Origin of the sequence: Candidatus Poriferisodalis sp. (assembly GCF_965205175.1) — a bacterium.
GTDB lineage: Bacteria > Actinomycetota > Acidimicrobiia > Acidimicrobiales > Poriferisodalaceae > Poriferisodalis.
Map to the genome: position 1 here is coordinate 1,439,415 of NZ_OZ242038.1, position 14,943 is coordinate 1,454,357.

The 14,943-nt window shown below is 67.7% G+C and carries 11 protein-coding genes and 1 pseudogene; 7 read left to right on the top strand and 5 right to left on the bottom strand.

Annotated features, from left to right (window positions below):
* Positions 1-7: 7 nt before the first annotated feature.
* Positions 8-1,459: a PQQ-dependent sugar dehydrogenase gene (locus ACOGI4_RS06350; RefSeq protein ID WP_419840847.1), complete on the bottom strand. Its 1,452-nt coding sequence runs from the start codon at positions 1,457-1,459 to the stop codon at positions 8-10.
* Between the two features lie 495 nt (positions 1,460-1,954).
* On the opposite strand from ACOGI4_RS06350, the gene ACOGI4_RS06355 reads away from it, so the two are divergent.
* The 5 genes from ACOGI4_RS06355 (at position 1,955) to ACOGI4_RS06375 (ending at position 6,626) form a co-directional block, all read left to right on the top strand.
* Positions 1,955-3,709 (top strand): acetolactate synthase large subunit, encoded by a 1,755-nt coding sequence (locus tag ACOGI4_RS06355; protein ID WP_419840848.1) that lies wholly within the window; start codon positions 1,955-1,957, stop codon positions 3,707-3,709.
* On the top strand, positions 3,706-4,275 hold the full coding sequence (gene ilvN, locus ACOGI4_RS06360) for an acetolactate synthase small subunit (protein WP_419840849.1): 570 nt from the start codon (positions 3,706-3,708) through the stop codon (positions 4,273-4,275). Before ACOGI4_RS06355 ends, ilvN begins: the two co-directional genes overlap by 4 nt.
* Positions 4,276-4,342: 67 nt before the next feature.
* The gene (ilvC, locus tag ACOGI4_RS06365) at positions 4,343-5,380 is read left to right on the top strand and encodes a ketol-acid reductoisomerase (protein ID WP_419840850.1); all 1,038 of its coding nucleotides are present in this window, start codon (positions 4,343-4,345) and stop codon (positions 5,378-5,380) included.
* A gap of 53 nt (positions 5,381-5,433) precedes the next feature.
* Positions 5,434-5,961, top strand: a complete 528-nt coding sequence (locus ACOGI4_RS06370; protein ID WP_419840851.1) for an RDD family protein — start codon at positions 5,434-5,436, stop codon at positions 5,959-5,961.
* Positions 5,962-6,023: 62 nt separating this feature from the next.
* Positions 6,024-6,626: an RDD family protein gene (locus ACOGI4_RS06375; protein WP_419840852.1), complete on the top strand. Its 603-nt coding sequence runs from the start codon at positions 6,024-6,026 to the stop codon at positions 6,624-6,626.
* 32 nt (positions 6,627-6,658) lie between these two features.
* On the opposite strand, the gene serC is transcribed toward ACOGI4_RS06375, so the two are convergent.
* Positions 6,659-7,807 carry a phosphoserine transaminase gene (serC, locus tag ACOGI4_RS06380; RefSeq protein ID WP_419840853.1) on the bottom strand — a complete coding sequence of 383 codons (1,149 nt, stop codon included), beginning with the start codon at positions 7,805-7,807 and terminating at the stop codon, positions 6,659-6,661.
* A gap of 141 nt (positions 7,808-7,948) precedes the next feature.
* On the opposite strand from serC, the gene ACOGI4_RS06385 reads away from it, so the two are divergent.
* Positions 7,949-9,217, top strand: a complete 1,269-nt coding sequence (locus ACOGI4_RS06385; RefSeq protein WP_419840854.1) for a pyridoxal phosphate-dependent aminotransferase — start codon at positions 7,949-7,951, stop codon at positions 9,215-9,217.
* 1 nt (position 9,218) lies between these two features.
* Positions 9,219-10,160, top strand: a complete 942-nt coding sequence (locus ACOGI4_RS06390) for a hydroxyacid dehydrogenase (protein WP_419840855.1) — start codon at positions 9,219-9,221, stop codon at positions 10,158-10,160.
* Between the two features lie 32 nt (positions 10,161-10,192).
* Here ACOGI4_RS06390 and ACOGI4_RS06395 read toward each other — a convergent pair whose 3' ends face one another.
* The 3 genes and pseudogenes from ACOGI4_RS06395 to ACOGI4_RS06405 all read right to left on the bottom strand — a co-directional run bounded on the left by ACOGI4_RS06395 (position 10,193) and on the right by ACOGI4_RS06405 (position 14,943).
* Positions 10,193-11,227 (bottom strand): CobW family GTP-binding protein, encoded by a 1,035-nt coding sequence (locus ACOGI4_RS06395; protein WP_419840856.1) that lies wholly within the window; start codon positions 11,225-11,227, stop codon positions 10,193-10,195.
* Between the two features lie 67 nt (positions 11,228-11,294).
* Entirely contained in the window at positions 11,295-13,010 is a 1,716-nt protein-coding gene (locus ACOGI4_RS06400) for an amidohydrolase (RefSeq protein ID WP_419840857.1), read from the bottom strand.
* 5 nt (positions 13,011-13,015) lie between these two features.
* Positions 13,016-14,943 (bottom strand): annotated as a pseudogene (locus tag ACOGI4_RS06405) (dipeptide ABC transporter ATP-binding protein).

A 14,943-nucleotide genomic window follows, 5' to 3' on the forward strand; every position in this document is an offset into this window, starting at 1 on the left:
CTTGCGATCACTCGTCCGGCTGGTTCTCTGCTGAGCCGTCACTGGCCGTGCCGTCGCCGGCACCGGCTCGGTCAGCGGAGCTGCCGTCGGTGATGCGCCATGCGCCGGTTTCCATGTCGATGACGTACAGCTCGCCGGCCGGGTCGACGGCGAAACCGACGGGGCGATTGGTGCGGATGCCCAGATGCCACACGTCGTCCGGCTGCGCGCCCGCCTGCACCGAAGCCGCGTAGATGTCTCCCCCGCACAGGTCGGCGAACACGTAGCGGCCTGCCAGCCACGGCAGCTCCTCGCCGCGGTACACGTGACCCCCGATCACGGCGCACAGGCCCCGTCCATGCCGGTACTCCAGATCCGGCGGTCGGTGCGTGCTGAGCGCGTCGCCGAAGAAGCGCCGGCTGCCCTCATAAGCATTCCAGCCCAAGTTGGCGCCGTTCTCGTCGAGGCCGAGCACGGTGATTTCTTCCATGCACTGCTGGCCGACATCCGCGATCCACAAGGTGCCGGTGGCCTGGTCGATGGACATGCGGTACGGGTTGCGAACGCCGTAGGCCCAGATATTGGGGTCGCTGTCGGGTCCGAGGTCCGGATTGCCTGGCGCAGGGACCAGCCGCCATTCGTCGGGGTCGGTCTGGCCAAGGTCGGTGCCGTCGTCGCCGGCGACCGCGAAGCGCAGCACTGCGCCCAGCGGTGTGGCCCGATTCTGGCCGTGATGACGTGGATCGCCCTGTCCGCCGCCGTCGCCGAACGACACGTAGAGCAGCCTGTTCTGGTCGAACAACAGGTCGCCGCCGTTGTGCTGTGCATTGGTCTGCTTCACCTCCAGCATGTCGACATGGCCGCCCTGCCGACGCGTGTGGTCAGCGTTCGGGGTGAGAACCGTCAGCACACTGGTTCCGCGACTGTTGGTGCGGTTGATCCAGAGCCGGCCGGTCGGGCCCAGCGTCATTCCCACTAAGCCTTGGTCGTGCTCGGCAGCGGTGTCTGACGAGAAGTCCGCTATCGGCGCTGCCCCGATAGCGGCGCCGAGACCGCTGCCCGCTCGGCCCGTCGACGTCCGGTCCGCCGGGTTGGGCTCAAAGCGCCAGATGCGACCGCTGCGATCCCCCACGTATCCGCCGCCGTCAGCGCCTGCGTTGTCGAAGACCATGACGGTCGCGTCGGCCAGCTCGACAAAGGGCGTGAGCTGCACCGAGCGCCCTGGGGCTGCCTGGCTCAACGGGACAGCGCCGAGTTCAGGCAGCTCCGCGGGACAAGGGGTATTGGAGGCGAGGTACTCGGGCGTCTGGGTGAGCGGGACACCGGCAGCCGCATGTGCTTCGGCATGGCTGCCGCTGCTGTCACCGAGGAGAGGACTGCCTGGCGCCGGATCGGTGCCATCGACGGTTCCGCCCTGCGAACAGCTGGCGACTATCGCTGCGGCGCAGACGGCGCCGCTGACCAGCCGTCTGCCTCGCACCCGGCCAATGTACGCAGACTCCGTCTTGCAACCGTCTGGACCGCCGCTGTCAGACCATCGAGGTCAGCGACGATGCCTGTTTGGCTCAGATCTGGCGCGAGCTGCAACAGGCCGTCGATCCCCAAGCGGCGGCCGTACGGACGCGGCACAGGTTGCGGCCTTCGGCGACGCACGGCAGAATGGCGCGGTGCGTTGCTCAGCAGACCGGCGTGGTCCCTCCGTCGAGTGCAACCAGCTCGGACGCGGCCAGACCGAGTCGGTAGGCGTACGAACCTAGGCGGACACGTCTCGACGCGCCCGCCTCGCCTCCCGATCGGGAGGCATTTTCGTTTCGGGAGTGCAGTCTCCCGAAACGGTTTCCGAAAGAAGAGTCCAGCACACGCGAGGCCACCACCATCTGTCCGGCCGACATGCTCGGGAGCTTCGGCGCCGCCATTCGCCGGCCGCGGCCCTGCCAACATGACAGCCGGCACCATCGCGACAGGAAGGAACCTCATGGAGCTCACGGGCGCTCAAGCACTGATGCGCAGCTTGGAGATGAGCGGCGTAGAGGTCATGTTCGGCCTGCCCGGCGGTGCCATCCTGCCGGTGTACGACCCGGTGCTGGACTCGCCGATCCGCCATGTCCTGGTCCGCCACGAGCAAGGCGCCGGTCACATGGCGCAGGGCTACGCGCACGTCACCGGCAAGCCCGGTGTGGCGATGGTCACCAGCGGGCCGGCGGCCACGAACATCGTCACGCCGCTGTGCGACGCGTACATGGACTCGGTCCCGCTGGTCGTGGTGACCGGCCAGGTGGCCATGTCCGCCATCGGCTCGGATGCCTTTCAGGAATGCGACACCACGGGCATCACCATGGCGGTCACCAAGCACAACTATCTGGTCACCGACGCCGCAGACATCCCGCGCATCGTGGCCGAGGCGTTCCACATCGCCACCACCGGCCGCCCCGGCCCGGTGCTGATCGACCTGCCCAAGGACGTCAGCAACGAGTCGATGACCTGGTACTGGCCCGACAGTGTGAACCTGCCCGGCTACCGTCCCCGCAGCGAGGTGGATCCGGCGGCCGTCGCGGAGGCGGCCAGGCTGATCCGCATGGCCCAGCGCCCGGTCATCTACGCAGGCGGAGGCCTGCTCAAGGCCCGCGCCGCGCAGGCGCTGCGGGAGCTCGCAGAGCTGTGCGACATCCATGTGGTCACCACGCTCATGGCACGCGGCGTGTTCCCGGATCGCCACCGGCTCTGCTTGGGCATGCCCGGAATGCACGGCAACTACTCGGCCGTCACAGCGATGCAGCAGGCGGACCTGCTCATCAACCTCGGGGCTCGCTTCGACGACCGGGTCACCGGCAACCCGGCGCAGTTCGCCCCCGAGGCCAAAGTCATCCACGTCGACATCGACCCCGCCGAGCACGGCAAGGTGCGTGTGCCCGATGTGGCGATCGCCGGCGACGCTCGGGTGGCCGTCGAGGCGCTGATCGCGGCGTTGCGGCCGGCCGACGGCGGCGATGCCGCTGAGGCCATGGCCGACCGATCAGCTTGGAAGTCCACCATCTCCGGTTGGCAGGAGCGATACCCGCTTCGATACGACCAGCCGTCGGACGGTTATCCGCTCAAGCCGCAGTACGTCGTGGAGCAGCTGCGCGATCACACGCCGCACGACACGATCGTGGTGGCCGGTGTGGGACAGCACCAGATGTGGGCCAGCCAGTACTGGAAGTTCGATCATCCCTACACGTGGGTCAACTCGGGCGGCTTGGGCACGATGGGCTTCGCAGTGCCGGCGGCCATCGGCGCCAAGGTGGGCCGGCCGGACCGGATGGTGTGGGCCATCGACGGCGACGGCTGCTTCCAGATGACCGCCCAGGAGCTGATCTCCGCCAGCGCCGAGAACATCCCGGTCAAGGTGGCCATCTTGAACAACGCCTACCTCGGCATGGTGCGCCAGTGGCAGGAGCTCTTCTACGCGCAGCGCTACAGCGAGGTGTACCTCAGCGCTGACCATCCCGACTACGTGGGCTGGGCCGAGGCCATGGGCTGCGTCGGCATCCGGGTTGCCTCAGCCGAAGAAGTCGCGCCGGCGATCGCCAAGGCGAACTCGATCGACGACCGCCCGGTGGTGATCGACTTCCGGGTCGACACCGAGGAGAAGGTGTACCCGATGGTGCCCGCCGGAGGCTCCAACGACGACATCATCCTGGGTCCCGAAGGCGATGCCGATGCCGCTTTGAAGGGCTCGGCGCCGTCGTGAGCGGTCGGCTCGGCGCTGCCGCAATGGGCACCGCAACCACGGACCGCGGCGCCCCACTCGGGCCGGCCCTGCACATCCTGGCGGCCATCGTGGAGAACAAGTTCGGCGTGCTGGCGCGCATCGCAGGACTGTTCAGCCGCCGGGGCTTCAACATCTTCTCGCTGGCCGTCGCACCCACCGACGACCCCGCTTACAGTCGCATCACCATCGTCGTGGACGTACACAACACCGATGTCGCCCAGATCGCGAAGCAGCTCGACAAGCTGGTCAACGTGATCCAGATCAGCGAACTGCACCCGGCCGACTCGGTGGAGCGCGAGCTGATGCTGGCCCGTGTCGGCGCTGTCGACCTGGCTGCGGTGGTCGAGGTGATTTCTGAGTACGGCGGCGAGGTGCTTGACCACAACGACTGTGAGGCAATCGTCAGCGTCAGTGCGCACCCGGATCGGCTCGACCGCTGCGAGCGTCAGCTGCGCCCGTTCGGCCTGCATGTGCTCCAGCGCACCGGACGGATCGCGCTGCGAGCGCTCGGTGCCGACGAGCCCGCCGTCGCCATGCCGGGCTGAGGCTTGCCGAGTCCGGCAGACTCCACCAATCAACACCGCCGAAGCACCTCATGCTCAAGGAGCGACCATGCCTGCCACCATCTACTACGACCAAGATGCCGATCTGGGCCAGCTGGCCGGCCGCACGGTGGCCGTGCTGGGCTACGGCTCACAGGGCCACGCTCATGCGCTGAACCTGCGCGACAGCGGTGTGGACGTGGTGGTGGGGCTGCGGCAGGGTTCGTCCTCGCGCCCCAAGGCCGAGGCTGAAGGCTTGCGGGTGGCCGATGTCGCAGGTGCTGCGGCTGAGGCCGACATCGTGATGATGGCCCTGCCCGACACCGACCAAGCCGCCGCCTACCAAGTTTCGATTGCGCCGAACCTGCAACCCGGCAACGCCATTGCTTTCTCGCACGGATTCAACATTCACTTCGGCCAGATCAGCCCGCCAGCTGAGGTCGACGTGTGGATGATCGCCCCCAAGGGTCCGGGCCACAACGTCCGCCGCACCTACGTGGAGGGCGGCGGCGTGCCGGCGCTGGTCGCGATTCACCACGACGCCACCGGCCACGCGCTCGCCGACGCGCTGGCGTACGCCAAGGGGATCGGCGGCACGCGCGGCGGCGTGCTCACCACCACGTTCGCAGAAGAGACCGAGACGGACCTGTTCGGTGAGCAGGTGGTGCTCTGCGGCGGCCTCACCGAGCTGATCCGCGCCGGCTACGAAACGCTGGTGGACGCTGGCTACCAACCCGAGTCTGCCTATTTCGAGACGCTGCACGAAGTCAAGCTGATCGTCGACTTCATCTACGAGGCCGGCATCTCGGGCATGCGCTATTCGATCTCGACCACAGCCGAGTACGGGGACATGACCCGCGGCCGGCGCATCGTCACCGACGAGACACGAGCCGAGATGAAGCGCATCCTGGCCGAGATCCAAGACGGCAGCTTCGCCCGAGAGTGGATCGAGGAGAACCGCAGCGGCCTGCCCAACTACCGCCGGATGGTGGCCGAGGGCAAGCAGCACCCCATTGAGCAGGTCGGCGAGCGCCTGCGGGCGATGATGCCGTGGATCACCGCAGGCCGCCAGGACGTCACCGCTGCCTCGGGCGGCGCAGTCGCCTGAGGAGTTCACCCGCCGACCTTGATTGCCGCCAAGGATGACCGCGGAGGTGTCCTATGAGTGAATCCAGCGCACCCGATGCTTCGGGCGGACAACGTCGCACTGGCTGGGCCGAGCTGGCCACCGGCGAGCACGTGAAGCTTGCGCGGCCCCTGCGCCGCCTCGGCGCACGCCTGCTCGACGGCCTACTGATCGCCGTCGGGCTCACAGTGGTGCTCATATTGTTCTTCGGAGGCTTGGTGGCAAGCGGCGCCGAGGGCGAAGCAGCGGTCGGCATCGGCTTCGTGGGCTTGTTGCTGGTGGCCCTGATCGCCGGCATTGGCTACGAAGTAACGTTGACGGCGCTCTGGGGCCAGACGCTCGGCAAGCGGATGACCGGCATCAAGGTCATCAACGCTGCGAATGGCGGCGTGCCCGGCTGGGGCAAGTCGTTGGGCCGCTGGGCGATTCCCGGCTTGATCCCGGCGCTCATCCCTTTCATCGGGCCGTTCGTGGCGTTGGCGGTGTATGCGAGCCTGATGTTCGACCGCGTATACCAAGGCTGGCACGACCGGGCCGCAGGCACGCTCGTCATTACGCAGTGAGCTTCGGCGCTCTGCTCACGTCGATTTCGCAGAGTCACACCGAGTATCCATGAGACCGATCGGTGCGCCCGAATAGCCGGCCCCGGCCGTCGCCCGATCCGCACGCCAACAGCGCGGCCAGTCTCCCGAAGAGCCGAGCAGAGCTTGCCACCGGCGAAACGGTCGAGTTGGCAAAGCCGCTGCGTCGGCTTGCCGCACGAATGGTGGACAGCGTCATTCTCGGTGTTCTCTGTTGGGGCGCATGGAGTTCTCTGCCGTTTGTGCTTGCAGTGTTCATTCCGCCCTCTCCAACAGCACCGATTGGCCTTGTAATTCTGGTATTTCTCGCAGTGTTGTTGGTGGCGACGGTGCTCTCCATCGGTTACGAAACCGCTGCAACTGCTTGGCGGGGTCAGACTGTCGGTAAACGCATGCTGCGCATCAAAGTCATCAGTGTCCCTCAAGGCAGTGTGCCTCGCCTCACGAAATCTCTTCTGCGAGCAGCACTCACCAGCCCGCTGCTGCCCATCCCGCTCTTCGTCGCCTCTTTCTTGACGCCATTCGCGGTCAGCCTCACCTACTTACCGCTGGTCACCGTGCTCATCTATTTGAGTGTTGCTTGGGATCGTGAGTACCGAGGATGGCATGATCAAGCTGCGGGTACGCTCGTCGTCAACAAGCAGTAATGCTCGGTGGTGGCTGTGGGCGCGCGATGCAGCTACAGGCGCTCCACGACGTAGTCGATGCAGGCGGTGAGCGCCTCCACGTCTGCCGGGTCGATTGCGGGGAATGCGGCGATGCGCAGCTGGTTGCGTCCCAGCTTGCGGTACCCCTCGGTGTCGATGATGCCGTTGGCGCGCAGCGCTGCTGCGATGTCGTCGGCGCTGACGCCCAAGAAGTCGATCGTGCAGACGACGGGGGAGCGCATCTGAGGATCAGACACGAACGGCGACGCGAACTCACGCGCCGCCGCCCAGCGGTAGACGGTCTCGCTGGAGGTCGCAGCGCGCGACGCAGCCCAAGCGAGTCCGCCGCCGGCGAGCATCCATTCGGCAGTGTTGACGGTCAGCAGGATGGTGGCGAGCGCCGGGGTGTTGTAGGTCTGGTCTTGGCGAGAGTTCCGCAAGGCGATGGCGAGGTCCAAGGTGGCGGGCCTGTAGCGGCCAGTGGAATCGATCCGCTCGATCTGTTCAACGGCGGCAGGCGAGCACAGCGCGACGAACAGTCCGCCGTCGGAAGCGAATGCCTTTTGCGGGGCGAAGTAGTAGCAATCGACGTCGGCGGGCGCCCAGGTCATCGCGCCTGCCGCCGAGGTGGCATCGACCAGCACGAGCGCTGCAGGGTCGCCGCGTCGACATGCGTCAAGCTGCGGCTGCGTCAACGGCATCGACACGCCGGTCGAGGTCTCGTTGTGCGTCAGTGCGTAGGTGTCGATGTCGGCGGGGTCCGCAGCCACGGGCGTCGGGTGGCTGCCGTACGGTGCCGTGATGACCATGGGGTCGTCGAGGTGCGGTGCCGCAGAGGTAACGGCGGCGAACTTCTCGGAGAACTCGCCGAAGGCCAAGTGCTGGGCGCGGCGCTCGACGAGCGAGAAGGCCGCAGCATCCCAGAAGCCGGTGCTGCCGCCGTTGCCCAGCACCACCTCCCAGTCGTCGCCGAGGCCGAACAGCTCGGTCATGGCCGATCGCAGCCGACCGACCACGGAGCGGACGCCGTCGCGCCGATGCGAGGTTCCCAGATAGTCGAGCGCCCGGGACCGGAGTGCCTCGACGGCCTCCGGGCGCACCTTGGACGGGCCCGAGCCGAATCGCCCGTCGGCAGGCAGCAGGTCGGCCGGAATCGAAATCGAGGAAGAAGTGCTCGCCATGGGCTGCCACCCTTGTCCGGTTCGCGTGTGCGGCGGCGAGACTACGAGGCGACTGCGGCAGCGCACGAGTTCGCGTCGCCGCAACGACAGTCGACCGACGGGAGCCGCACAGTGCCTCATTCACCGACGCTCGAATCATCGGTGCCTGAATCGACTGCCCCCGGTTCGGGAGAACTCGCACCGTCGCAGTCCGCGCCCTCGTCTGCTTCCGAAGCAAGCACCAGCCGCGTCTCGGCCGCGTTGGCCGGCATCGCACCGTCGGCCACACTGGCGGTGGACGCCAAGGCCAAGGCGCTGCGCGCGGCGGGGGAGAACGTGATCGGCTTCGGCGCGGGCGAGCCAGACTTCCCGACGCCCGATCACATTGTGGAGGCAGCCGTTGCCGCGTGCGGCGACCCGGCCAACCACCGCTACTCGCCCGCCGGCGGGCTGCCCGCGCTGAAGGCGGCGCTGGCGGCCAAGACCCGCAGGGACAGCGGTCTCGACTGGGATGCCAGCGCATTCCTGGTCACCAACGGAGGCAAGCAGGCGGTCTACAACACCATGGCGGCGCTGGTCGATCCCGGCGACGAGGTGCTGCTGCCCGCCCCGTACTGGACCACCTACCCCGAAGCGATCCGCGTCTTCGGCGGCGCGCCGGTCGAGGTGTTCGCCGGCATCGAGCAGGGATTTCGGGTCAGCATCGAACAGCTTGAGGCGGCGCGCACCGAGCGCACCAAGGCGCTGTTGTTCGTGTCGCCGTCGAATCCGACCGGAGCGGTCTACCCGCGCGACGAAATTGCAGCGATCGGCCAGTGGGCGGTGGAGCACGGGCTGTGGGTGATCACCGACGAGATCTACGAACATCTGACCTACGGCGGCGCTGTGCATCACTCGCTCCCGGTGCTGGTGCCCGAGATCGCCGACCGCTGTGTGGTGCTGAACGGCGTGGCCAAGACCTACGCCATGACGGGCTGGCGGATCGGCTGGATGGCCGGCCCTGCAGACGTGATCGCTGCGGCTACCAATCTGCAGAGTCACGCCACCTCGAATGTCTGCAACGTGGCCCAAGCAGCGGCCCTGGCGGCGGTGTCGGGCGATCTCGAAGCGGTCGCGATGATGCGGGCTGCCTTCGACGAGCGACGTCAGCGCATCACCGAGCTGCTCAACGCCATTGACGGCGTGGAGTGTCCTGTGCCCGAGGGAGCGTTCTACGCCTTCCCCAACATGGAAGGGCTGTTGGGACGTCGTTACGGCGGTGCCGAGGTCACGACGACGCTGGAGCTGGCGGCTGCCGTGCTCGAGCACGCCAAGGTGGCCTTCGTGCCCGGCGAGGCGTTCGGTGCCGCCGGTTACGCCCGTTTCTCGTTCGCCCTCGCCCTCGAGGACCTCACCGAGGGCATCAGCCGCATCGCTGATCTGGTCGCCTGAGATGGCACGCGTCCTGGTCACCGAGTCGCTGGCCGATGCGGGTCTGGAGGTGCTGCGCTCCGCTGGTCACGATGTGGACGTGCGCACCGGGCTCAGCCCCGACGCGCTGCGCGATGCGCTGCGTGGCGCACACGCGCTCATCGTCCGCTCAGCCACCCAGGTCGACGCCGAACTGCTCGCGGCGGGCGATTCGCTCATCGTCGTCGGACGTGCCGGCGTGGGCCTCGACAACGTGGATGTGGCTGCGGCGACCGAGCGTGGTGTGCTGGTGTGCAATGCGCCGTCAGCCAACGTGATCTCGGCGGCGGAGATGACCGTGGCGCTCATGCTCGCACTGGCCCGCCACATCCCCCAAGCTCACGCCGCCCTCACGCAGGGGCGCTGGGAGCGCAGCCGCTGGGGTGGCATGGAGCTGTGCCGCAAGACGGTTGGCATCGTGGGCTTGGGACGTGTCGGACGTCTCGTGGCACAACGCATCGCTCCGTTCGACGTGACGCTCATCTCCTATGATCCGTACGTGAGCACCGAATCCGGGCGCGCCGCAGGCGTGGTCATGGTGGATTTGCCCGAGCTGCTGCAGCGTTCGGACATCATCACGCTGCACATGCCTCGCACGCCCGAGACTGCTGACTTGCTGGGCGCGGAGAACTTGGCCAAGTGCCGTCCGCACGCGCTCATCGTGAACACCGCTCGCGGCGGCATCGTGGATGAGCAAGCGGCAGCGGACGCGCTCGATGCGGGCCGATTGGGCGGGATAGCGCTCGACGTGTTCGCAACCGAGCCGGCTGCCGAGTCGCCCCTGTTCGGACGGGCCGACGTGGTGGTCACGCCGCATCTCGGCGCCAGCACCGTCGAGGCCCAGCATCGTGCCGGGACCCAAGTGGCCGAGCAGGTCAATCTGGCCTTGGCGGGTGCTCCGGTTCCCTACGCCGTCAACGCCTGACCTTTCGCGCAGGCTGGCCGAGATCCGGCAGCTCAACTGCTCGGCCGCAAACGGTCGTCGATCCAGTCGGGTGCGACGGTGCCTTTGAGAGCAATGAGGCTGACCGCCCAGCGTGGCGGCTTGGCCGCAGAGCCCGATGGCAGCGGCACGATCGACGTCCGGGCGCCGACCGCTTCGATCAAGTACTCCGCTGCGCTGCTGACCGGGTCCGAGCCGGCATCGGCGGGCCGTTCGATCTGCACGAGTCCCTTGAGCCGCACGACTCCCGCAGGCAGTTCGGCCAGCATCGCCTCGATCCTCGACAGCGGCACAGGTGCGTCGAGCACCGCGGTCTGAGACTCGAAGATGTCGTCGGCCACCGCTCCAGCGGCCCCAACGGCGCGCTGTCCTCGCGGCAGGTGCCGCGCGACGTCTGCATCTGCGTGGTCGGTGCCTGCCTGGTCGGAAACTGTGTGGTCGGCGCCTGCCTGCTTCGCGTCGGGTCCGAACAGCAGCTCCGTGGGCACTGCCGCACGGCTCGCACGCACCACCGCAGTCCCTGTGGCAAGACCCTGCAGCCAGCCGCACAGCGCATCGACGTCGGCGACACTCTCCAGCAGATCCACCTTGTTCACCACCAGCAAGTCCGCGGCCGCGAGCTGGCGGCGAACGATGTCGGCCACCCATCGGTCATCGGCTTGGCGCCGCACCTGCTCGGCGTCGGCCACCACCACCACAGCATCCAGTCGCAGGCCAGGCGTGTGGCCGTAGGCAGCGATCTGCGCCGGGTCGGCCACCCCGCTGGCCTCGATGAGCAGACGCTGCGGCGGTGCCGCGGCGGAACGCACGGTGTGCAACGCCGCCGCGAACCCGTCAGCCAGACTGCAGCAAATGCAGCCGTTGGCGAGCGTCAGCTTGTCGCCGTCGGCTGCTGCGATGAGGTCCTCGTCGATGGAGATCTCGCCGAAGTCGTTGACGATCACCGCAACCCGCTCGCTGCTGGACCGCAACACATGGTTCACCAGCGTCGTCTTGCCGGCACCCAAGTATCCGCCGACGACGGTGACCCCGATTCGTTGCTCGCTCATCGCGCCGGCACCGCGACCCAAGCCAATAGCGCGCCATGCACGTTCGACACCGCGAACCGCACCGACGCTAGGCCTCGCCGACCCCTGCCGGCTGCGGCACGCCTCCCAGCACGGTGCCCCACACCCCGATGTCGCGCAGTTCCATCGGGTCCACATTCAGCGGGTCGTCTTCCAGCACGGCGAAGTCGGCCAGCTTCCCGGCCTCGATGCTGCCGATGTCTGCGTCCAGCTTGAGCTGCCGTGCCGCCTCGATGGTGATGGCGCGCAGCGCGTCTCCGACGCCGATGCGTTCGTCGGGTCCGAGCACCTGGCCCGACGCCGTCACCCGGTTGACCGCGCACCATGCGGTGTGCAGGTGCCCCAACGGTGTGATCGGCGAATCCGAGTGGATCGAGAAGCTCACGCCACTGGCCAGCGCAGTAGCGCAGGCATCCATGCGTGCCGCTCGCTCAGGCCCCACGGTCACGTCCCGGTGCTGGTCGCCCCAGTAGTAGATGTGGTTCGAGAAGATGTTGGCGCACATGCCCAGCGCCGCCATGCGGCGGTACTGGTCCGGCGTGGTGAGCTGGCAGTGCTGCACGGTGTGACGATGATCCCAGCGGGGGTGACGCTCCAGCGCCTGCTCGACCGCGTCCACGAACACCTCGGTCGCCTCGTCGCCGTTGCAGTGGCAGTGCACGGTCAGACCGGCCCGGTGGTAGGCCGTCACCAAGTCGGCCATCTGGTCGGGCGCCGTCAGCCACAGACCGTTGCCGATGTGCCCCGGCGGCGCCTTGTAGTAGTGCGGCCAGCTGATCCGTGCGGTGAACCCTTGGATGGAGCCGTCCAGGATCAGCTTGACGATGCCGAACCGCAGCTTCGACGTCTGCTCGTGCTGCAGGCGGACGCCCAGTTCAGCCATCGCGTCGAGATCGGCAGGGGCGCCGAACAGGTTCGACAGCGCAACCATCACCCGCGCCGGATAGGCCGGATCACTGGTGACCTGCTTCCAGTTGCCGAGCTGGTCTGGATCGAGGAGCTGCGTGGTGCCAAGGTCGGTCACCAGCGTGTGCCCGGCGTTACGAGCCTCGTTGGCGAAACGCCAGCGAGCGCGCTCGGTGCGGTTGGCGCTCATCATGTCGATGAAGGCATCGCCGGCCAGCATCATGCCGGACGGTTCGTGCAGCTCGCCATTCGGCAGTCCGTCGCCGCCTCGGGCAACCCCCGGGCTGGTGGCCGTCTCGTCGATCCCGCAGCGCTCCATCAATGCGGAGTTGATCGTGGCCAAGTGCCCGCTGGCGTGCAGCACGAGCGTCGGCCGAGCACCGGTCACCGTGTCGAGGTGACGCGCCACGAGCCGCTCGCCGGGGAAGTAGATGGGGTCCAGCCCCCACGCCAGCAGCGTCGCCGATTCGTCGTGGAGTGCTGCTGCGGCGTCGCCCAGCCGCTTGAGCACGTCGTCGATCGATCTGCAGCCCGGCCAGAGGCGCCCTTGCGGGTCGCGCCGATCGAAGTAGCCGACGTAGGTGGAGTTCCACAAGCCGCCGGACATGACGTGGCAGTGGGCTTCGACGAAGCCGGGCATCAGCACGTGCCCGGCGAATCGCTCGTCGACTCGATGAGCGCCCCATGATGCCAGCTCGTCGCGGCTGCCGACCCCCAGGATGCGATCGCCCGCGACCGCGACGGCCTCGCCGAACGGGAACGCAGGGTTGACGGTGATGACCCGGCGCGCCGGGTAGATCACGTAGGGCTCGCGAGCTGCGGCCTGGCCGGCGGAGTCATCGGTTCGACGGCTGGTCATCTGGGTCATGCCTCCTGCGCCTCGCTGTGTTGGTCGTTCGTGGCTTGCGCCACGCTGTGCTTGTCGCTCGTGGCTTGCGCCACGAGGTGCCCCGGCTCTACCTCCACCAAATGCACGGGCTCGGGGGCGGTGCCGGCTTCGAAGACCGGGCTGGGCACCTCGTCGGTGAGCACTGGCCGGTCGGTGCGGCGCTGGGCGGGATCAGCGATCGGCACCGCATCGAGCAGCCGCCGGGTGTAGGGGTGCTGGGGGTTCTCGAAGACGGCGCGACGCGAGCCCAGCTCCACGATCTGCCCCAAGTACATCACGCCGACCCGATGCGCGATCCGTTCGACGACGGCCAAGTCATGGCTGATGAACAAGTACGACAGCCCCAGTTCTTCCTGCAGGTCCATCAGCAGGTTGATCACCTGCGCCTGGATCGAGACGTCGAGTGCCGAGACTGCTTCGTCGGCGATCACCAGTTCGGGACGAAGTGCGAGTGCCCGGGCGATGCAGATGCGCTGGCGCTGGCCGCCCGAGAACTGGTGCGGATACTGCACCATATCGTCGGGCGACATGCCCACTCGGCACAGCAGGTCAGCAACCACATCTGCGATCTCACGCTTGGGCACAGCACGATGGATCTCGAGCGGTTCCGCAATCGCCTTGCCGACGGTGCGGCGCGGGTCCAAGCTGGCGAAGGGGTCCTGAAACACGATCTGCGCCTTGCGGCGATGGGGCCGCAGTGCTCGGGGCCCGAGGCTCGTGATGTCGGCGCCGTCGAGCCGGATCGTGCCGCTCGTGGGGTTGAGCAGGCGGATGATCAAGTAGGCGAGCGTCGATTTGCCGCAGCCGCTCTCGCCCACCACCGCGAGCGTCTCGCCTCTGTCGATGTGCAGGCTGACGTGTTCCACTGCGTGAACGCGGGCGCCATGACTGGCCGGAAAGTGTTTGGTCAGCGCCTCCACTTCCACGATGGGCGCAGCGGCTTGGCGGAGCGTCACGGCTGCTGGCCCCGCTTGACTCCGGCCTGGTCGGCGCTGTCGTTGCCGACCGACGCGTGTTCGAACGGCCGCTCGGCTGCCGGCGAGCCAGAATCGATCAGCTCGAATCGCTGCGGTGCCTCGTGGCCGGCCATCGACCCCAGACGCGGCACTGCTGCCAGCAGCGACTGGGTGTACGGCTCGCTCGGCCGGTCGAAGATGTCGGTGACGCTGCCGCGCTCCACGAGTCGCGACTGCTGCATCACCACGACTTCGTCCGCGATCTCTGCCACGACGCCCATGTCGTGGGTGATGATGAGCACCGCTGCGCCGGTCTCGCGCTGCATCTCCGCGATCAGCGCGAGGATCTGCGCTTGGATCGTCACGTCGAGTGCGGTCGTGGGCTCGTCCGCGATCAGGATCGCCGGGTCGCACGCCAGCGCCATCGCAATCATCACCCGTTGGCGCATCCCGCCCGACATCTCGTGGGGGTACTGGTCGATCCTGCGCGTCGCATCGGGAATGCGCACGCGGTCCAGCATCTCCAAGGTTCGCTTGCGAGCATCGCTGCGCCTCATGCCGCGATGCAGTCGCAGCGCCTCGCCGATCTGGCTGCCCACCGTGTAGACGGGGTTGAGGCTGGTCAGCGGCTCTTGGAAGATCATGGAGATGCGGTCGCCTCGGACGGCACGCATCTGCGCCTCGCTCAGCGCCAGCAGGTCGTCGACGCTGCCGTCGTCGTGCCGGAACAGCGCCTGTCCGCTGCAGATCCGGGCGCGGGTGCCGATTTCGATGAGACGCATGACCGACAGCGCCGTCACCGACTTGCCCGAGCCGGACTCGCCCACTACAGCCAGCGTGCCGCCGTCTCGGAGGCTGAAGGAGATGTCGTTCACGGCGACGAAGTCGTCGAATGCCACGGTCAGGCCCCGAACCTCCAGTCGTGGCGCGGCGTTGTGTGCAGTCAC